23 protein-coding genes, 1 tRNA gene and 1 other RNA gene are annotated in these 19,090 nt (G+C 47.8%); 10 read left to right on the top strand and 15 right to left on the bottom strand.

Annotation, left to right across the window (positions count from 1 at the left end):
* Position 1 precedes the first annotated feature (1 nt).
* Together A1sIA56_RS01480 and A1sIA56_RS01475 are read left to right on the top strand one after the other, a co-directional pair.
* On the top strand, positions 2-898 hold the full coding sequence (locus A1sIA56_RS01480; RefSeq protein ID WP_095673192.1) for a DMT family transporter: 897 nt from the start codon (positions 2-4) through the stop codon (positions 896-898).
* A gap of 10 nt (positions 899-908) precedes the next feature.
* The gene (locus A1sIA56_RS01475) at positions 909-1,271 is read left to right on the top strand and encodes a TipAS antibiotic-recognition domain-containing protein (protein WP_095673191.1); all 363 of its coding nucleotides are present in this window, start codon (positions 909-911) and stop codon (positions 1,269-1,271) included.
* 34 nt (positions 1,272-1,305) lie between these two features.
* On the opposite strand, the gene A1sIA56_RS01470 is transcribed toward A1sIA56_RS01475, so the two are convergent.
* The 6 genes from A1sIA56_RS01470 to A1sIA56_RS01445 all read right to left on the bottom strand — a co-directional run bounded on the left by A1sIA56_RS01470 (position 1,306) and on the right by A1sIA56_RS01445 (position 3,587).
* Positions 1,306-1,629, bottom strand: coding sequence for a YciI family protein (locus A1sIA56_RS01470; RefSeq protein WP_095673190.1), 324 nt, complete (start codon positions 1,627-1,629; stop codon positions 1,306-1,308).
* A gap of 185 nt (positions 1,630-1,814) precedes the next feature.
* Complete coding sequence (locus tag A1sIA56_RS01465; protein ID WP_095673189.1) at positions 1,815-2,303, bottom strand: SRPBCC family protein; 489 nt, start codon at positions 2,301-2,303, stop codon at positions 1,815-1,817.
* A gap of 3 nt (positions 2,304-2,306) precedes the next feature.
* Positions 2,307-2,651: a zinc ribbon domain-containing protein YjdM gene (locus A1sIA56_RS01460; RefSeq protein WP_095673188.1), complete on the bottom strand. Its 345-nt coding sequence runs from the start codon at positions 2,649-2,651 to the stop codon at positions 2,307-2,309.
* Between the two features lie 18 nt (positions 2,652-2,669).
* Complete coding sequence (locus A1sIA56_RS01455; protein ID WP_095673187.1) at positions 2,670-3,002, bottom strand: YciI family protein; 333 nt, start codon at positions 3,000-3,002, stop codon at positions 2,670-2,672.
* 13 nt (positions 3,003-3,015) lie between these two features.
* Positions 3,016-3,342 carry a DUF2200 domain-containing protein gene (locus A1sIA56_RS01450; protein ID WP_095673186.1) on the bottom strand — a complete coding sequence of 109 codons (327 nt, stop codon included), beginning with the start codon at positions 3,340-3,342 and terminating at the stop codon, positions 3,016-3,018.
* A gap of 32 nt (positions 3,343-3,374) precedes the next feature.
* Positions 3,375-3,587: a DUF4287 domain-containing protein gene (locus A1sIA56_RS01445; protein WP_095671791.1), complete on the bottom strand. Its 213-nt coding sequence runs from the start codon at positions 3,585-3,587 to the stop codon at positions 3,375-3,377.
* A 61-nt stretch (positions 3,588-3,648) separates the two neighbouring features.
* On the opposite strand from A1sIA56_RS01445, the gene A1sIA56_RS01440 reads away from it, so the two are divergent.
* The gene (locus A1sIA56_RS01440) at positions 3,649-4,116 is read left to right on the top strand and encodes an SRPBCC family protein (RefSeq protein ID WP_095673185.1); all 468 of its coding nucleotides are present in this window, start codon (positions 3,649-3,651) and stop codon (positions 4,114-4,116) included.
* Positions 4,117-4,131: 15 nt separating this feature from the next.
* Positions 4,132-4,680 carry a hypothetical protein gene (locus A1sIA56_RS01435; RefSeq protein ID WP_095673184.1) on the top strand — a complete coding sequence of 183 codons (549 nt, stop codon included), beginning with the start codon at positions 4,132-4,134 and terminating at the stop codon, positions 4,678-4,680.
* Here A1sIA56_RS01435 and rnpB read toward each other — a convergent pair.
* From rnpB to A1sIA56_RS01415, 4 genes are all read right to left on the bottom strand, one after another.
* Positions 4,678-5,026: RNase P RNA component class A (gene rnpB / locus A1sIA56_RS01430), an RNA gene on the bottom strand. The two genes, A1sIA56_RS01435 and rnpB, sit on opposite strands and share 3 nt — an antisense overlap.
* A 23-nt stretch (positions 5,027-5,049) precedes the next feature.
* Complete coding sequence (locus A1sIA56_RS01425) at positions 5,050-5,928, bottom strand: TerC family protein (RefSeq protein WP_223298454.1); 879 nt, start codon at positions 5,926-5,928, stop codon at positions 5,050-5,052.
* The gene (locus tag A1sIA56_RS01420) at positions 5,925-7,010 is read right to left on the bottom strand and encodes a bifunctional RNase H/acid phosphatase (protein ID WP_095673183.1); all 1,086 of its coding nucleotides are present in this window, start codon (positions 7,008-7,010) and stop codon (positions 5,925-5,927) included. Before A1sIA56_RS01420 ends, A1sIA56_RS01425 begins: the two co-directional genes overlap by 4 nt.
* Positions 7,010-7,738: a zinc ribbon domain-containing protein gene (locus tag A1sIA56_RS01415; RefSeq protein WP_095673182.1), complete on the bottom strand. Its 729-nt coding sequence runs from the start codon at positions 7,736-7,738 to the stop codon at positions 7,010-7,012. The genes A1sIA56_RS01420 and A1sIA56_RS01415 overlap by 1 nt, the downstream gene beginning before the upstream one ends.
* Positions 7,739-7,823: 85 nt before the next feature.
* Between A1sIA56_RS01415 and A1sIA56_RS01410 the strand changes: the two genes are divergently transcribed.
* The 3 genes from A1sIA56_RS01410 to A1sIA56_RS07040 are packed head-to-tail and all read left to right on the top strand — an operon-like array spanning position 7,824 to position 9,323.
* Positions 7,824-8,174, top strand: coding sequence for an iron chaperone (locus A1sIA56_RS01410; protein WP_095673181.1), 351 nt, complete (start codon positions 7,824-7,826; stop codon positions 8,172-8,174).
* Between the two features lie 21 nt (positions 8,175-8,195).
* Positions 8,196-8,672 (top strand): VOC family protein, encoded by a 477-nt coding sequence (locus A1sIA56_RS01405; RefSeq protein ID WP_095673180.1) that lies wholly within the window; start codon positions 8,196-8,198, stop codon positions 8,670-8,672.
* 15 nt (positions 8,673-8,687) lie between these two features.
* Positions 8,688-9,323: a HEAT repeat domain-containing protein gene (locus A1sIA56_RS07040; protein ID WP_474116971.1), complete on the top strand. Its 636-nt coding sequence runs from the start codon at positions 8,688-8,690 to the stop codon at positions 9,321-9,323.
* On the opposite strand, the gene A1sIA56_RS01400 is transcribed toward A1sIA56_RS07040, so the two are convergent.
* The 3 genes from A1sIA56_RS01400 to A1sIA56_RS01390 all read right to left on the bottom strand — a co-directional run bounded on the left by A1sIA56_RS01400 (position 9,283) and on the right by A1sIA56_RS01390 (position 10,288).
* A tRNA-Val gene (locus A1sIA56_RS01400) sits at positions 9,283-9,354 on the bottom strand. The genes A1sIA56_RS07040 and A1sIA56_RS01400 overlap by 41 nt on opposite strands.
* Positions 9,355-9,439: 85 nt before the next feature.
* Positions 9,440-9,898: a peroxiredoxin gene (locus tag A1sIA56_RS01395; protein WP_095673179.1), complete on the bottom strand. Its 459-nt coding sequence runs from the start codon at positions 9,896-9,898 to the stop codon at positions 9,440-9,442.
* Positions 9,899-9,907: 9 nt separating this feature from the next.
* On the bottom strand, positions 9,908-10,288 hold the full coding sequence (locus tag A1sIA56_RS01390; protein WP_095674165.1) for a DUF3052 domain-containing protein: 381 nt from the start codon (positions 10,286-10,288) through the stop codon (positions 9,908-9,910).
* A gap of 111 nt (positions 10,289-10,399) precedes the next feature.
* Here A1sIA56_RS01390 and aceE point away from each other — a divergent pair, with 111 nt between their 5' ends.
* Genes aceE through glgB form a run of 3 tightly spaced genes read left to right on the top strand, consistent with a single transcriptional unit; the run spans position 10,400 to position 17,027 of the window.
* A complete protein-coding gene (gene aceE / locus A1sIA56_RS01385; protein WP_095673178.1) occupies positions 10,400-13,120 on the top strand; it encodes a pyruvate dehydrogenase (acetyl-transferring), homodimeric type in 2,721 nt (906 codons plus the stop codon).
* Positions 13,117-15,081, top strand: a complete 1,965-nt coding sequence (locus tag A1sIA56_RS01380; RefSeq protein ID WP_095673177.1) for an alpha-1,4-glucan--maltose-1-phosphate maltosyltransferase — start codon at positions 13,117-13,119, stop codon at positions 15,079-15,081. Before aceE ends, A1sIA56_RS01380 begins: the two co-directional genes overlap by 4 nt.
* 8 nt (positions 15,082-15,089) lie before the next feature.
* Positions 15,090-17,027: a 1,4-alpha-glucan branching protein GlgB gene (gene glgB, locus A1sIA56_RS01375; protein WP_095673176.1), complete on the top strand. Its 1,938-nt coding sequence runs from the start codon at positions 15,090-15,092 to the stop codon at positions 17,025-17,027.
* On the opposite strand, the gene A1sIA56_RS01370 is transcribed toward glgB, so the two are convergent.
* Together A1sIA56_RS01370 and A1sIA56_RS01365 are read right to left on the bottom strand one after the other, a co-directional pair.
* Entirely contained in the window at positions 17,024-18,229 is a 1,206-nt protein-coding gene (locus tag A1sIA56_RS01370) for an MFS transporter (protein ID WP_095673175.1), read from the bottom strand. The genes glgB and A1sIA56_RS01370 overlap by 4 nt on opposite strands.
* Positions 18,229-19,089, bottom strand: a complete 861-nt coding sequence (locus tag A1sIA56_RS01365) for a tetratricopeptide repeat protein (protein ID WP_095674164.1) — start codon at positions 19,087-19,089, stop codon at positions 18,229-18,231. Before A1sIA56_RS01365 ends, A1sIA56_RS01370 begins: the two co-directional genes overlap by 1 nt.
* Between the last annotated feature and the right edge of the window lies 1 nt (position 19,090).

The raw sequence follows: 19,090 nt of genomic DNA, 5'->3' as shown, positions 1-19,090 counted from the left end.
GATGGCCGCTTCACTTACTAAAACTCAGCGAAGCGGTCTCTTCTTTGCCTTCCTTGGAATCTTTGCATTCTCACTTTCTCTCCCTTTTACCAAGCTAGCGCTCAAGAGTTTTGACCCACTATTTACTGCCTTTGCTCGCCCAGTCATTGCAGCGAGCCTGGCAATTCCGCTGATGATTATTGCAAAAGTTCCAAAACTTCCACGAGAACTATGGCGACCAACTGCATTCACGGCACTTGGCGCAGTCTTCGGGTGGCCAATTTTAATTGCACTCGCTCTTCAACGGACCACATCTGCGCACGTCTCAGTTATTGCAGCAGTGATGCCTCTTGTAACTGCAATCATCGCGGTGATTAAGCATAGAAAGCATCCAGGCATATCTTTCTGGGTCGCTTCAAGTCTTGGAACCGTTCTGCTCATCGCTTTCTCAATTACCCGAGGCGGCACTTCTGACTCTGATTTATTCACCGATCTCTTAATCATCGGTGCGGTGATTGCCTCTTCTTATTGCTACGTAGAAGGCGCTTCACTGACTTCTTACATGCCCGGCTGGCAGGTTATTTCATGGGTTGTTGTTGTCAGTATGCCAATTGCGATTCCAGCATCAGCGATTGTGTATGCCCAGACGAACACTTCTTACGATTTCCACGGTGATGCGCTCTTTGGCTTACTCGCCATCGGTTTCTCATCCATGTACTTAGGTTTCTTTGCTTGGTATCGCGGACTTCGTGATTTCGGTGTTGCCCATGGGTCTCAGGTGCAGCAACTACAAGCAATCATGACTTTGGGTTGGTCTGCACTTTTGCTCGGCGAATCCGTAACTCTGACAATGGTTCTATCTGCCATCGGCATTGTTCTCTGCGTTTTGTGGGCGCTGTCCAACGTCAATAAAAGGTAACCTCTCGATCATGGAGCAGTACGAAAACGAGGTCCAGGAGCGCTGGGGAGATACCGAGGCTTATGCCCAATCTCAGTCCCGGACTTCTAAGTACACCCACGCCGACTTCGCTGCCGCAAAGGTCGATCAAGAGGCAGCAACTGAACTCTTTGTTTATGCATTCGGAAATAGCATTTCAATTCATGCCCCCGAAGCACAAAGAGCCGTTGTCGCTCATCGAGAAGCTATCTCCAAATGGTTCTACGAATGTTCAGTAGAGATGCAGAAGAACCTCGCGCTTATGTATGTGCAAGATCCTCGATTTAAGAAGTATTACGACGGTCGCGTAAACGGCTTAGCGCAATATGTACACGATGCAATCATGGCTCAGTAACACCCACGATTAACTCATCGCTTTCTTCAACTAGTTAGTGAAGCGGTCGAAGCTCAACTTTTCTATTGCAAGCCTTTGATGCGTCATAAGCGAGCTTCTTGGCTGTCTCTGCATCTGCAGCTTCGATAAGCCATAGGCCGCTGAAGTTCTCTTTTGCCTCGAATAGCGGCTTACCTGTCTCGGTATTTGCGCCATTGCGATTATCAATCACTGTTGCAGTTTCGGGAGCTTGAAGTCCCCAAGCAAAGATCCACTGGCCGTTATTGCGAAGTCCATCATTAAAGGCGTTAATTGCCTCCATCTCAGCAGGTGTGCCTGAGTTAGAGAGATCATCGATTACTGAGATAAGAAATTTCATGGGATCCCTTTACTTGCTCTTTCTTAAATTCTGCCATTTCTTGAATGACTTTACAAAAACGATAATCAAGACGATCAGGCCAATCCCTTGAAGCCCAGGTGAATCATCGGCTTCGCCCGAGATAATCGCTAGCGCTCCAAAAAGTATCGCGAATATGTTGAGCAAGAAGCTCCTTATTCCATTCATTACTTTTCCTCTCTTTCTGCTACTGCCTTCAAGCGGACCAATGACTTTGCAACAGCGAGCTGGGTCCATGGATAAGCCTTGCGGAAGTTGAGCCATCTCTGAGCAAGTTCGGGTGCAAAGGAGCCGTCGAAGGTTTCAGTAACTTGAGTTGAGCCATTACCTAGATCCACGAGTTCGTATCGCCATCTCCAACGGCCAAAATGTCGCCAAGCAATTAACTCATCCTGTTTGTATTCCACAACTGTATTTCTAATCCAGTACGTGATTCCTAGGCGCATCTTCATACCAAATTTTGACCCTAGGACTAATGCATCTGGACCGCTGACATTCGCAGTGACCGTTGCGCTTCCGTCAATATCTTTATGGCGCTTTGGGTTCGCAAGGATTGCAAAAATTATTGCTGGAGACGCCTCAACGACAATGCGTGCAGATTTTATCTTGGGATTACCTGTTTCTAGAATTTCAGATCGAATCTTGCCTTCAGTCATCGTTTAAGCCTTTCTCACAATGCTTGATTTCAAATTCATCGGCCCAAAACCATCAACCTTCGCCTCGATATCGTGATCTCCTGGACCATCTACAAGACGAATTCCTCGTACCTTCGTTCCGACTTTCAAAGTATTTGAGCTTCCTTTGACCTTCATATCCTTCACGATAGTTACATCATCGCCATCGACAAGGACATTTCCCGAAGCATCTTTGATGACACGAACAGTCTCGACTTCTATGTCATTCGGGTTCCACTCGTGAGCACATTCAGGGCAGACGAGTAGTTCGCCCATTTCGTATGAGTATTCAGATTTACATTCAGGACATGGAGGAAGTTGATCGCTCATGTCCTGAAGTCTATTTACTTATCCTTTAAATTTACGAATCTCTTGAGGCCAACCGCAAGCGATTCCGATTTTTGAGCCCCAGAATTTTGCATCTTCATCTGTAGCTACATCGATAATGGTCATTCCCCCAAGAAATTCTCCATCAGCTGTGATTGGACCGCTAATGACTCCATTTTCATCTGACCCAAATGCTTCTTCGATTTCTTCTACGAGGCCACCTGCAAAAACTAGAACACCCGCTTCTTCCATCTCTGCGACTACAGCGCGAGCAAGCGGACCGCGTGGTTCATACCATTCAGCCGGGTGATCGCCCACCCACTGTTGATTGAAATAAATAATGTATCTAGCCATTTCCTAAGTCTACTTAGGCTTCCCGAAGAATCTTCTCCATTGGGCGTCCCTTAGCAATCTCGTCAACGAGCTTGTCCATATAGCGAATCTTCTTCATCAGAGGATCCTCGATATCTGCAATCTTCACGCCACAAATGGACCCTGTTATCAGCTTGGCATTGGGGTGAATTTTCGCAGCTTTGAAGAAATCCCTGAATGAAGTTTGGTTCTTTAGGTGCTGTTTAAGCGTCTTACTGTCAAAGCCCGTCAGCCAGCACATGACTTTAATTAGCTCAGCCTCGGTTCGATCTTTGCGCTCCACCTTATTTACATAGTGAACATAAACATCAGCCACGGGCATCTCATAAATCTTCTGCTCTCTTGTTGCCAAGACTAAAGACCGTTCTTCTGTCTAAAAACTGCCACTATTGCATTTGCATGGCCATGACCCATTTCAAACTTCTCCTTGAGGTGAGCGACCTGTTCCATGTGGGCAAGCTTTGAAACTTTCTTGAGTTCCTTCATCCAATGCTCGATTGGTTTTCCATACTTCTTCTCAATCGAGGGAAAATACGAAGCCGGTCCCATTACTTTCTTCTCTGCCATGAATTAATTGTAAGAGAGAGCTCTTCTCAGAGCCAGGAATTGCGGCTGATAAAGTTGGGCTATGACCCATGCATTTCTGTATTCGGTAGAGCGCGAGTATCCCGTTTCAATAGATCGACTTTGGAAGGCATGGACTGACGCGTCCGAACTTGAATCCTGGTATTTCCCGACTGATCTAGGTTCCACCAAAGGTGCAACTGTTTCAGATCTAACTATTGGTGGGCTCTGGACTTGTGGAGTCGAAGTACCTGAGCAAGGCTTCACTGCCTACTTCTTTGGAAAGTACTCAGCAATTGAGAAGAGCATATTGATTGAGCACACATTGCACTACACGACGTCGCCTGAAGAGTTTGCGGCAAAAGATTTCACAACTGAATCGCACTTAATCCGAATTGAATTCGAGAATCGTGGATCTAACTCATGGTCGAAGTTTTCTCAGTTTGGAGAACTCCCAGACGGCCAAGCAGAAATGGCTCAGGCAGGCATGAATAGCTACCTTGAGTCGTTAGCTCTTTTTCTTGCCCGTTAGTTTAAAATTTTGTGCATGAAAATGACTGAACTCTTACTTCGCTGGACACCTACATTCCTTGCCTTCCCAATTGGTGGGCTGCTCGCCAAATTGATCTTCGGACCAGCGAGCTCGGTCGCAAGATCTGTTGGCGGCGGATTAATCGTTGGCTTGGTCGTAGGACTCATCCAGTACTTGTCACTCAAGAAGTATGGAATTTCAACTTCGTGGATAGCGGCTACAGCTATCGCAGCAACTGTTGCAGCCCTGATTAATTCTTATGCATTTTCCTTTAAGTTCGATTCTGCATCTTTAGCCGGATCTGGCTTGGTCGCTGGGCTTCTCATCGGAATTGCTCAGTCACTGTCGCAGACACGAGATCCTAAATTTGTAACTATCTGGGCCTTCAGCACTGCGGTGGCTTGGTCGCTTGCATGGTTCATCACTTCTAAAGTGATTGTCGATCCTGAGGCTCAGTATCACGTATATGGATCATCAGGTGCTTTGCTGACAACTCTCGGACTTGGACTTGTCTTGAAGTACATCTTGCCGATTGCTGGCTTCGTGCAAAATTCAATTAAGTAGAAGAGTCGCCCTATAAGCCGGATCCTGTAGTTCTTGCGAACCGATCACCATCCATCTAGATCTGTAATTACTTACAGATTCAAGCAACCTACCCGATAGCTTGCGCGAGCAACGCACTATCTTCTTGGTCTTGCTTCAGGTGGGGTTTACATAGCTACGAATATTGCTACTCGTACTGGTGGTCTCTTACACCGCCGTTTCACCCTTACCAATATTGCTATTGGCGGTTTACTTTCTGTTGCACTTTCCCGTGGATTGCTCCAGGTGGGCGTTACCCACCACCTTGCTCTGTGAAGTCCGGACTTTCCTCGGTGCATTTCTGCAACGCGGTGATCCGGGCGACTCTTCGTTACCTAATGGTACGCGAGATTACTTAACAGATTTCCGTGTGGCGTAGAGGCTAGTAATCGCTGTAACAGTGAGCGTAGTGATGATTACAGCCAAACTGAGTTCGAGTGACACCTCAGGAACGTGGACGCCAAGGCTGTGAATCGCGTGGAGAACCATCTTCACGCCGATGAATGCCAAGATAAATGCAAGGCCACGAGATAAGTGAATCAAGCGATCCATGAGTCCCTGGAGTAAGAAGTAGAGCTGGCGAAGTCCCATCAGAGCAAAGATGTTTGCAGTGATAACGACGTAGCTACTTGTTGTTAGACCCAAGATTGCTGGGATTGAATCGAGCGCGAAGATGAGGTCTGTAACGCCGAGTGCGACGAGTGCGATTCCAAAGTTACTGAATCCGCGCTTGCGCAAGAAGCCGACGAGCTTGGCTTCATCGCCTTCGACTTCTTCCTTCTCGTTGACCAGTTTGTAAGCAGTAAAGATAAGGAAGCCACCAAAGAAGAAGAAGACCCAAGTGAAGCGAGTTACGAGTGCTACGCCAAGGAAGATGAGAATGACGCGAAGAACAATCGCAATCATGATTCCGTAAAGAAGAACGAGCTGCTGAGACTCTTTCTTGATCTTGAGGTTAGCGAGCAAGATGATGAATACGAAGAGGTTATCTACTGAGAGTGAGTACTCAGTAAGCCATCCTGCGATGAATTCCTTGCGGTATTCCTGAGGAGCCCAGTTGGGAAGTAAGTAACCGAAAGCAATCGCTGCAACTACGTAGAAGAGAGTCCAACCAATCGCTTCGCGAGACGTTGTCTCTTTATTGCGACGTGCGATAGCAAGGATGAGGTCGAAGACGATAACGGCGCCGAGCACGCCAACTGTGACGAGCCATTCGGTAGATGAAATCAACGGAGGTGTCCTCTTTCGTTAAATGATCGCAGGGCGCGAAGACCATCGGATGGCCAAATAGAGATAGAAGATATCGAACAAGGTGTTGCATCCATGTGAAACACGGCGTCACTAGGGCCACCAACTGCCAATTTAGCGGCAGTTTTAACGATTCCGTTGTGAGTGACCACGATGATCTTCTTGCCAGGGTACTCAGCGACTAATTTTTCGAGAGCTTCTTCGATGCGAATTGAAGCTTCGTCATAGGACTCTCCCCCGCCAGGAGGTGCGTAAGAAGATGAGTTAATCCAAGCCTGGTAATTATCTGGCTCTTCTTCCCTTACCTCTTCAATAGCTTTTCCATCCCATGAACCGAATGAAAGTTCGTACCAAGCTTTATCAAAGATGATTTCAAGTCCAGTTGCTCGAGAGATGGCTTCTGCTGTTTGGCGGGTGCGATTTAGAGGTGATGCAATAAGAATTTCTGCGCCTAGCTTTGCGCACTCTTCTGCAACCAGATCTGCTTGATCTAGGCCTTCTTGCATCAGCTCTGGATCAAGTGAACCAGTGCCTGAAAACTTACGAGCAGGCGTTAAAACAGTTTCGCCATGGCGAACGAAGTAGATAAAGGTAGGAATCTCTGCGCTACGTAAGCGATCCGTGAGGAAATTCTGTTGAATAACTGGTGCTGGTTTATGTGCGCTTCCACCATCGAGTGCTTTATTGGCTAGGCGGTCTGCATGTGAATTCTCATCGCGCGGAATCCATGAATATGTAACAAGTGAGGCTGGGTGGGCATCACGGCATTGCTTAGCTAAATCGCGCATATCTGCGTGCTTAATCTGCCAGCGACCAGACATCTGCTCGACAACTAACTTCGAATCCATAGCGACTTCTACAGTTGCTTGAGCGTCTAACTTATTAATGTGTGAAAGACCTGCAAGTAATCCGCTGTATTCAGCTACGTTATTGGTGGCAATGCCGATTACATCAAAGAGTTCAGCAACAATCTTTCCACTTTCAGTGACCACAGCTCCATAGCCCGCAGGACCTGGGTTTCCGCGAGATCCGCCATCAGCAGTAAGTTTGAAGTGACGTGCCACTAGTGATCACGCACCAAGATACAACGGCACTCCTCGCAGCGAACAACTTCATCTGCGCCCAGGCCCGCAATACGTTGAAGTTCGATGGTGTTCAGAGTCAGGTTGCAGCCCTTGCACTGATTGCCAGCTAAAGCAGCTGCGCCAATACCGTTATTGGCTTCGCGGATCTTCTCGTAGAGAGCAAGAATTTCTGGGCCAACAGATTGTGTTGTCGCTTTGCGATCTGACTCGATGCTTTCAAGTTCAGTATGAACTGCCGCAAGTGCGTTCTCTTTGCGGATATTGAGGTCGGCAATAACGGCGGCTAGTTCGTTTTCTTCTCCCGAAAGAACTGTGATGCGCTCTTTGATTCCATCAACGCGCATCATGATTTCGAGTTCGACTTCTTCAAGTTCAGCACGACGCGCACCCAGCGTGCCAAGCTCATGCTGAGTCTGCTCTAGCTCTTTTGGCGTTCCAGTACCTGACGCAAGGCGCTTTTCATCTCGCTCGATGCGAGTGACAATCTGCTCAACATCGCCTTCGGCGCGAGCAAGTTCGCGCTTTACATCGTTGAGTTCTGTCTCGGCTGCAATACGCAGATCGCGGACATTGTTCTGCTTAATAGTTGTTGATGAGAGTTCAGCGAGCTCGGGCAAGGTTGCTGCCTTATTGCGCAAGGTGGCGGATTGGAGATCGAACTTCTGGATATCGAGGATAGAACGCTGGTCGCTGACGCTGGCTTTCACGGCGTACTCCTCAAGATAAGTGGGCTCGATATGTAATTCTTGAGCAAACCTTACTTGATATCCACCTCACTTGTAATATTCACGCATGGCAAAGGCGATTCCGGCAGCAGTTAAGAAGATCTATGCCACAGCTCCATCGCCGCATCGCGAAACAATGTTGGAAATGCGCGATCGAATTCTTGAAATTGTTCCTGCAGCAGAAGAGATTGTCAGTTACGGAATGCCCGCATTTAGGGTCGATGATGTCATCGTCGCCGGATTGCTAGCGAATAAGAAGCATGTTGGTTATTACCCATTTAGTGGTTCGATTCTTCATCTCTTTCCTGATGAACTGGCGAAGTACTCCACCACCAAGAGCGCCATCCATATCCCAATAGATAAGCCACTTGCTAAAGGGCTGATTAAGAAGCTCATTAAGGCCCGTATCAACCAGTAAACAGTCGGCTATTCTCCTCGCATGGAAATGACAACGTGCCTCTGGTTCAACGGAAATGCTCGCGAAGCGGCCAACTTCTACACAAGCATCTTCCCCAACAGTTCAGTTTCAGATAATTGGATTGCACCAACTGATACCCCTGGAAATCAGCAGGGTGAAGAGATCGTTGTTAACTTCAAAATATTTGGCCAGAACTTCATTGGCCTCAATGGCGGTCCACAGTTCCCGCATTCGGAGGCAATCTCTTTCCAAATTCCTTGCTCAGATCAAGCAGAAATCGATAAGTACTGGCAGATCCTTACCGCAGATGGTGGTCAAGAAAGCCAGTGCGGATGGCTTAAAGATAAGTTCGGAATCTCATGGCAGGTCACTTCTCCTGAAATAATGAAGTACTTGGGTGGTTCAGATTCCGAAGGTTCGCAGCGCGCTACACAAGCAATGCTTCAAATGAAGAAGATTGATCTGGCTACGATGAAGAACGCCTACGAAGGTAAGTAACTACACCCGTTTCTTATGGCGACTCTCAAGGCACATTTGGAATCGCCCGATCAATCTGTGCGGCTCAAGGCAGCGCTTGCAGCAGGAACTTTTCCTAAGCCTGAATACATCGATGTCTTAGTTTCACAATGCGCTCTCGAACCTGATTTCTTTGTGCGAGACACACTCACTTGGGCGCTCATGCGAAATGAAGTTCCTAAAGTGGTTGAACGCCTTAAGCCTGAATTGATCTCTGAAAATCCTCAAGCAAAAAGTCAGGCGCTGCACACGCTTACCAAGATTGCTGACAAGCAGTTCTATGCACTCATCAGACACGAGCATCTCTTTGATTCAAATGACAAGGTGGCAGTTACTGCTTGGCGTGCTGCTTCTGTTTTAGTGCCAGAGGATGAGAAATCTACTTTGACCAGTATTTTGCTAACCCAACTGGGTCGAGGAAATTCCGATGTGCAATTTGATCTGACTAGGTTTCTCTGCGCCTTAGGTGACTGCATAGTCGAACCGCTCAATGCAGCAACGAAATCTGCGAAGGATGAGGTTGTTCTGCATGCTCAATTTACGTTGATGAGATATCAAGAGATGAAGCTAGAGACAGTTAAGAAAAGAACTGTGGGCGGTGAGGGTTTCGAACCCCCGACATCCTCGGTGTAAACGAGGCGCTCTACCACTGAGCTAACCACCCGGTACCAGCGTGAGCTGGCTTTCGGACTTGCGAATACTACTTTATATACGCGAAAGAACGAAAATCGTGCGTGAAGTATGCGTGATTAGAGCGCTGCAATCGCAGTCTTGTAATCACCATTGTTGCGAGCATCGCCAAGGCCATTTACGACAGTCCAGCGAATGATGCCTTCTTTGTCGATGATGAAAGTTCCGCGCATTGCGCAACCAAGATCTTCATTGAAGATTCCATATGCCTTTGCAGCTGCACCATGTGGCCAGAAGTCTGCGAGAACTGGGAACTTGTATCCCTCTTGCTCAGCAAAAATGCGCTGTGTGTGCATTGAGTCGCAAGAGATTGCAAGCACCTGAACGTTGTCATTCTGGAATGCAGCAAGGTCATCGCGGATTGCACAGAGTTCGCCTGTACAAGTTCCGGTGAATGAGAAAGGAATAAAGAGAACTACTACGTTCTTGTTGCCCTTAAATGAAGAGAGCTGAACTTTATTTCCGTTCTGATCTTTCAATTCGAAATCTGGTGCTGCATCGCCTATTTGTAGTGTCATGGCGCGAATCTATCGCTTGCCCGCCTTACGTGCCACTAGACGAGTTGCAGTCCAATCTTTAGCAACAGCAATCGTTGATGTCTGGCTCAATCCACATGTAGGTCCTGCATCTTGAATATCACTTGGCTCAACGTGGCCATCACGGCCGACTTTCGGGGTGAGCACCCAGATAGGTCCTGTCTCAGAAAGGTATGTACTTGCATCCATCAATTCATCGACGAGATCGCCATCTCCATCACGGAACCAGAGGAGAACGGCATCGACGACTTCGGTGGTTGTATCTTCATGGAAATCAGTGGCCACAATCTTCTTGATATCGGCGCGTAGAGCATCATCACAATCAGGCCCGTAGCCGATCTCGAGGATGAGCTCTCCTTTAGCAAAACCCATGCGCATTGCCACGGGATAAGTCCAACGGATGAGACGGATATTTACAAGGGTTTAACCTGCCTCACAGCCGATTTTTTTGCGCTCATCCCCCTTTGGCGCGAGAATACGGGCATGACCGAATTCGCTGGATCGCCAGATCAGATAATCGACCAATTAGTAGATACAGATCCTTCTGAAACAGCTGAATGGCAGGCGTCCTTTGACGCAGCTCTGACCGCTGCTGGCCCAGTCCGTGCTCGTTACTTGATGTTGTCACTTCTCAAGCGAGCGCACGAGAAGAACATCGGACTCTCTTCACTTCGCACAACTGATTACATCAACACTATTTCTCCAGAGAACGAACCAGAATTCCCAGGAGACGAAGATATTGAGCGTCGTATCCGCGCAGCAGTTCGTTGGAACGCAGCAATCTTGGTTCACCGTGCACAGCGCCCAGGAATCGGCGTAGGCGGACATATCTCTACTTATGCATCTTCTGCTGCGTTATATGAAGTTGGTTTCAACCACTTCTTCCGCGGACAAGATCACCCAGGCGGCGGAGATCAAATCTTCTTCCAGGGTCATGCATCTCCAGGTATGTACTCACGTGCATTCCTTGAAGGACGTTTCTCAGAAGATCAGCTCGATGGATTCCGTCAGGAACTTTCACATACAGCGGGCGGATTATCTTCATACCCACACCCACGTTTGATGCCGGACTTCTGGCAATTCCCAACAGTGTCTATGGGTATCGGACCACTCAATGCAATTTATCAAGCGCGCTTTAACCGCTACCTCCACAACCGTGGCATCAAGGACACCAGCGATCAGAACGTATGGGCATTCCTTGGCGATGGTGAAATGGATGAAGTCGATACATTGGGTGCAATCGGTCTTGCATCTCGTGAGAAGCTCGACAACCTTACTTTCGTTGTTAACTGTAACTTGCAGCGTCTTGATGGCCCTGTTCGCGGTAACGGCAAGATTATTCAAGAGCTCGAATCAATCTTCGGTGGTGCAGGCTGGAATGTCATCAAGGTTGTATGGGGTCGCGGTTGGGATCCACTCCTAGCTCAAGACCGTGAAGGTGCACTTGTTAACTTGATGAACACCACTCTTGATGGTGATTACCAGACATTTAAGGCTGAAAGTGGCGCATTTGTTCGCGAACACTTCTTCAATAAGGATCCACGCACTGCATCAATGGTCTCTGGTTGGTCTGATGATCAGATCTGGAACCTCAAGCGCGGTGGACACGACTATCGCAAGTTGTTTGCTGCCTATACGGCTGCAACTGAAAAGAATGGTCGTCCAACAGTAATTTTGGCTAAGACAGTTAAGGGCTGGACTCTCGGTTCGCACTTCGAAGCACGTAACTCAACGCACCAGATGAAGAAGATGACTCTTGAAGACATCATCGAATTCCGCGATCGCCTTGAGATTCCATTGCCAGATAGTGCTTTGGATAAGTACACACCTTCTTATTACAAGCTTCCTGCAGATTCTGCAGAGATGAAGTATCTCGAAGAGCGTCGTCGCGAACTCGGTGGATCAATTCCAAGCCGTCGCAAGGTTTCTCGCCCACTGACACAGCCATCTGATGAAGCTTACGAATCAGTGCGCCGTGGATCAGGGCAGCAAGAAGTCGCCACAACGATGGCATTTGTTCGTATGTTGAAGGACCTCATCAAGGATCCAGGACTTGGCAGCCGCCTTGTTCCAATCATTCCTGATGAAGCTCGCACATTCGGTCTCGATTCATTGTTCCCATCACTGAAGATCTACTCACCACATGGTCAGCAGTACATGGCAGTAGACCGCGAATTGATGTTGTCTTACAAGGAATCAACAGCTGGTGTCATTCTTCACGAAGGTATTAACGAAGCAGGTTCCGTTGCTTCCTTTACCGCTGTCGGTTCTTCATACTCAACACATAACGAACCAATGATTCCGATCTACATCTTCTACTCAATGTTCGGATTCCAGCGCACAGGCGATGCTTTCTGGGCAGCCTCAGACCAGTTGGTCCGTGGATTCGTATTGGGTGCAACTGCAGGACGCACAACGCTTAACGGCGAAGGCTTGCAGCACGAAGATGGCCATTCACACCTACTTGCTGCAACTAACCCTGCAGTCGTTTCATACGACCCAGCATTTGCTTACGAAGTCGGACATATCTTTAAAGATGGTCTGCGACGCATGTACGGTGAAAACAGCGAGAACATTTATTACTACATGACCGTTTATAACGAGCCATATATGCAACCAGCTGAACCAGATAACTTGGATCTCGAAGGTCTGCTTAAGGGAATCTATCTCTACGCACCTGGTTCAAAGCAGCGCAAGAAGAACGCGCAGCTCTTGGCATCAGGCGTTGGAGTTAACTGGGCCATCAAGGCACAGAAACTTCTTGCAGAAGATTGGGGCGTTTCAGCTTCAGTCTGGTCAGTAACTTCATGGAATGAACTTCGTCGCGATGGTCTCGAAGTAGATCGTCACAACATGCTCAATCCGAAGGATAAGAAGACTGCCTACGTTCATGACAAGCTCAAGGGAACTGAAGGCCCAGTCATTGCAGTCTCTGACTTCATGCGCGCTGTGCAGGATCAGATTGCTCCATGGGTACCGAACGCATTCCACTCACTCGGTACCGATGGCTTCGGTCTTTCAGATACTCGCGGTGCGCTTCGTCGCCACTTCAAGGTCGATGCAGAATCAATCGTCGTTGCAACTCTTGCAGAGCTAGCAAAGGCAGGAGAAGTTAAGGAATCTGTAGTTCAAGAAGCTATTGATAAGTATCGTATTTTCGATGTACGTTCAGCAGATGCTGGCAACACTGAAGGTTCAGGTTGATCAATAGAATCCCCGTCACCGACATCTCCCCCACAGTATTTTTTGGGGGAGATTTCGTTCCTGTAAAGGCGATCGCCGGTGAAGAGATTCCTGTAAGTGCAACAATATTTCGCGAAGGCCACGATCTTCTTGGCGCTGATGTAGTCCTTTATAACTCGCAAGGCAAAGAGCTTTCCCGCTCAGTTATGCGTGAAGAATGGCATGGCGGAGACCGTTATCAAGGCTCTGTACGCATTCCAGCACAGGGCGATTACACATTCACCATCGACTCCTATGACCATCCATTTGCAACATGGATTCACGATGCAGAAATCAAAATTCCTGCCGATATCGATGCTGAACTCATGTGCACCATCGGGCGTATCATCTTTGAAGAGAAGTTAGCAGAAGACCCATCTGCAAAATCAATGCTCACTGCGGCTATCAAGATTCTGCGCGATACAACGCTCTCTGCCATGAACCGCTTCTCACAGACCTCCACAGAAGAGATTCGCGACTACTTCACCGCCAATCCATTGCGTCGCCTTGTCACATCAACTATTCACTATCCAATCCGCGCAGATCACGAACGCGCGTTGGTCGGTTCTTGGTATGAATTCTTCCCACGCAGTGAAGGTGCCAAAGTTGGCACCGATGGAAACGTTGTAAGCGGAACTTTCAAGACTGCAGAACTTCGCCTTTCTGCAGTTGCTGCTATGGGCTTTGACATCCTCTATCTCCCACCTGTTCATCCCATCGGAACTAAGTTTCGTAAAGGTAAGAACAACACTCTGACACCTACAGCTACCGACCCAGGTGTTCCTTGGGCAATTGGCAATAAAGAAGGTGGCCACGATGCGATTAACCCAGCACTTGGCACGATGTCTGACTTTGAAAACTTCGTAAAGACCGCAAAGAAGCAGGGTCTTGAAGTAGCGATGGACTTTGCGCTTCAAGCTTCACCTGATCACCCATGGGCAACTGAGCATCCTGAATTCTTTACAACCCGTCCTGATGGAACGATTGCATACGCAGAAAATCCTCCAAAGAAGTATCAAGATATCTATCCGATTAACTTTGATAACGATTACAACGCAATCGTTGCTGAATCACTTCGCATCTTGCGTCTCTGGATCTCAAAGGGAATTTCAATCTTCCGCGTAGATAACCCACATACAAAGCCAGTCCACTTCTGGGCTGAGATCATGAAGACTATTCACGCCGAACACCCTGATGTCATCTTCTTGGCCGAAGCATTTACTAAGCCATCGATGATGCATGCTTTGGGCAAGGCAGGCTTCCACCAGTCCTATACATACTTCACATGGCGCACCAGCAAGCAAGAGCTGACTGAATATGCAACCGAAGTTTCGCAGCAGACCAGCGCATTCTTCAGACCGAACTTCTGGGTCAATACTCCCGATATCTTGCCTTTCCATCTGCAATCAGGAAATCCAGCAATCTTTGCTATTCGCGCAGCTCTTGCTGCAACGCTGACTCCTTCTTGGGGAATGTATGCAGGATATGAACTGTATGAACACCGTCGCTTTAAAGAAGGCGGCGAAGAATATATTGACTCTGAAAAGTATGAAATCAAGGTCCGCGACTGGGATGGCGCTACAAAGAAGAAGCTGACCCTTGCGCCATTTATCACTCAATTGAACTTGATTCGCAAGAAGAACGTTGCTCTTCAACGTCTTCGCAACCTTCGTTTCCATACAACTGAGAATGATTCAATCATCGCGTACTCAAAGCGCGAGGGAGATAACCTCATTCTTATCGTTATCAACCTAGATCCATCATTTGCTCAAGAGACAACAGTTCATTGGAATATGAGCGACCTTGGATTGCACCACGATAACTTTGAGGTAACGGATTTAATTGATGGAGCCTCATATAACTGGTCAGCACACACCTATGTCCGCCTTGATCCGACAAGGTTGTCTGGCAAAGTCGTTCACATTGCGCAGGTAAAGCTTTAAGATTACGCATGTCTTTTTTCTCCCGCCTCTTTAAGAGCAATGCAGCGGGTGAAGAAAATAACTATCTTCCTCAGGGTTCATACCTCAATCCATATTCAACTCTGGGTGAACTCGACTTCCATCTCATCTCTGAAGGTCGCCACGAACGCTTGTGGGATGTACTCGGAGCTCACATCAAGCGCGATGCAGATGGCTCACTTATCGGAACAGCATTCTCTGTCTGGGCTCCCAACGCCCAAGCGGTCAGCCTTGTTGGCGATCACAACTTCTGGGATCGCAATACACACCCAATGGTGCGCGCAGGTTCGACAGGAATTTGGGAAATCTTTGTGGCAGACGTTGGACCAAATACTTGTTACAAGTTTGCAATCTGCACCATCAATGGCACCTGGGTAGATCACGCAGACCCAATGGCGCGTGCCACAGAACATCCTCCGCGCACAGCATCTGTTGTCACTGAATCGAATTACAACTGGAACGATTCACAGTGGATGGAAAAGAGAAAGAGCTACCAACCTTGGCGCTCCCCTGTCTCGGTCTATGAAGTCCATGCTGGTTCATGGCGACCAGGTCTTTCTTACCTACAGATGGCCGATGAACTTGTTGCATATGTACTTGAACAAGGTTTTACTCACGTTGAATTCCTGCCAATTACCGAACACCCATATTCGCCTTCATGGGGATATCAAGTTACTTCTTTCTTTGCACCCACTTCTCGTTTTGGTTCACCGGATGAATTCCGCTTCCTTGTTGATGCCCTTCACCAAGCAGGCATTGGCGTCATTCTCGACTGGGTTCCAGCGCACTTTCCTAAAGATGAATGGGCGCTGGCAAAGTTTGATGGCACAGCACTTTACGAGCATGCCGATCCTCGTTTAGGAGAACACCCTGACTGGGGCACTCTCATCTTTAACTTTGGTCGCAATGAAGTACGTAACTTCCTTGTTGCTAGCGCTCTGTACTGGTTAGAAGAGTTCCATATCGATGGCCTTCGCGTTGATGCAGTGGCTTCCATGCTCTATCTCGATTACTCACGTAAAGAAGGCGAATGGTTGCCAAATAAGTTCGGCGGACGAGAAAACCTCGAGGCAGTTCAGCTTCTACAAGAGGCGACTTCAACTGCTTACAAGCACCACCAAGGCATCATGATGATCGCCGAAGAATCAACTGCCTGGGGTGGAGTCACTAAAGAGACTTCGAGTAACGGCCTTGGCTTTGGATTTAAATGGAATATGGGTTGGATGCACGACACTCTCGAATACCTGCAGCACGAACCCATTCACCGCATGTTCCACCACAATGAAATTACCTTCTCGATTCTTTATGCGTGGTCTGAAAACTTTATGCTGCCGCTTTCTCACGATGAAGTTGTTCACGGTAAAGGTTCCCTGGTCAATAAATTCCCAGGAGATCGCTGGCAGAAGCTGGCAACACTTCGCGCACTATATGGATTTATGTGGGCGCACCCAGGTAAGAAGTTGCTCTTTATGGGACAAGAGTTTGCACAGAACAATGAGTGGAACCAAGAAGTAGGGCTTCAGTGGTACCTCACCGAATTTGCAGAACATAACGGTGTCCAGAAAGCTCTTGCCGATATCAACATGAGTTACAAAGGGCTTCCATCGATGTGGGAGAAAGATATCTTCGCTGATGGATTCCAGTGGATCGTTGGCGATGATGGAGCCGGTAACACTCTTGCATTTGTGCGCTGGTCAGATAAGGGAATTCCGGTTGTCTGCGTAACTAACTTCTCACCTGTTCCACACGAGCAATATTCACTTCGACTTCCGGTTTCAGGCGTATGGCGTGAAGTCGTAAATACAGATGATCTTAAATATGGCGGCAGCGGAATTACCAACAACTCATTTGCTGTCGATGTTGATACCAACTTGTATGCAAAGGTGAGAATCCCGCCTCTTGCCACAGTCTGGTTTGAGCGCGTTTAAACTTTAGACTTTGAGCTTTCTTTGAGTGAATCTGCAAAGAAGACAGTTGCCAACATCATTACCGTTGGAATCATCATCGCTAGCGCAATTGATCCCGTGAATTGAATTGTCCAAGCAACAATCCATTTTATTCCAAAGAGCAGCACGTTATTGACGACGCCAAATTGGCCCACAACTACAGCGCTAGGAAGGGATGAGCGGCGGTTTGCTGCGGCAAAGAAGGAAGGTCCTAAGAATGATGAGCCCAAGCCTGCGAAGAAGAAGGCTAGAACGAAGAGGCCGTAAGACCACCACTTCAGAGTTGCAGGCAAGTGAGTTGCAGTGATGATGCAGATTCCGAAGCCAGCGCCAGCTAATAACGCAGCGCGCTTAACCCAGAGATCTAGTGGCGCACGAGGAATTAGTCGATGGATAAGAAGACGACCAAAGATCATCATCGCTGTAAAGACAATGTATGGCGCAGTGCTGAGGCCCGCATCGATATCGAGGCGATCTTTTGTAAAGATTGTTCCCCAGTCACCGATCGCAAATTCAAGATAGACAGCGCAGGCCATTCCAAGACTTACCGGCCAATCAATTCTGAAACCGGTGAAGATATCTTTGATCGAGTAATCATGATCAGAATCTGTATTGGATTCAAGCAAGACAGGACGAAGTCTTAAGACGATTGCAATCATTGCGATTGTAAGTGCTACACATAAGAAGTTGACGTGAGCTACGAGACCAACTCGGCCGACTAAAACACCCGAAAGAATTGCTGTGCTGAGTGCACCTGCGCTCCAGTATCCGGCAGTGCTTGTGATCAGATTGATTTTGCTGCGCTCTAAGAAGTGAAAGCCCTGGCTATTTAGACATACATGCACAGCCGTAATTCCGAAACCAAAGGCGATATTGAAGATAAGGAATAAGAAACTTGAATTGAGGTGAACGAGCACACCTAAGCTTGAAAAGAGAATGAGTATCGATGCGATTGTTACTTTAAGAGCGCCATATTTATGGATGATGTGGCCAACTGTGAGCAGACCAAAGAATGCTCCGATGGAACCGGTACTCATCAATGAACCGAATGCACCATTTTGTAGACCTAGATTTGCCTTAACTTCAGGAAAACGCGGAACCCACGCCATGATTCCAAAGCCAAAGAGGAAGAAGACCGTATGTAGAAGTCTCTGCTCTAACCTATGGTGAATATCTTTAGCCATTAGAAAAGGGCATTCGCAAGCTGATTTCGAGCCTTAATAACGCGTGGATCTGCTGGGTCAACCAGGGCGAAGAGCTCGAGGAGGCGATCTTTAATGCGCTTCTGTTCGTCTCCGTCAAAGAGAACCAAGAGCCGAAGCAAACGATCAAATGCTGGCTCGAGATAGCCGCTCATTACTTCAACGTCGGCACATTGGATCTGAAGTTCAATATCGTCAGGGTTCTTTACGGCTTCTTCCATTACCTTCGCTGCATCGACGCCATGAGTGCGTGCAAGAAGTTGAACTTGGGCAAGGCCTAACTTTGCATAATTATCGTTTGGTTTTCTGGCGAGCAATCGCTTATATGCAGCCTCGGCAGTTGCGTAATCACCTTGATCAAGGGCCGCAAGTGCTTCATCCTCTTCAGGTTCAGTCGCTTCGACTGGTTCATCACCGATTCCCTGTTGGGCTGCGACAGTCAGAATTTTCAGAATAACTTCGCGAAGTTGCGCTTCACTCAGCGGTTGTTCTAAGAATGGAATTGCTTGTCCTCCGATGAAGACAACACCGTAAGGAATTGTTCGCGCTTGCAAAGCTTGAGCCACTGGCGCCTGTTCGTCGATATTGACGTAAGCAAGGACCCACTTTCCTGCATCTTCTGCTTCAAGTTTTCCTAGAGTGCGAAGAAGTTCGAGGGATTCAATAGAGCGAGGAGTCCAACATAAAATGACAACTGGCTTGGTTTCCGAGAGCGGAAGAATTTCGGTCTGTAAATTTTGCGCGGTTACTTCGAGGCCTGGAGCTGGAGTTGATGTATCTGCCTTTGGCTTTCCAAGTGAGCTGAGATCAAACGCTTGTGAAAAATTAGGTGGCAAACTCATG

The sequence above is a fragment of the Candidatus Planktophila sulfonica genome (assembly GCF_002288065.1).
GTDB lineage: Bacteria > Actinomycetota > Actinomycetes > Nanopelagicales > Nanopelagicaceae > Planktophila > Planktophila sulfonica.
This window is presented reverse-complemented; position numbering and strand designations above follow the sequence as displayed.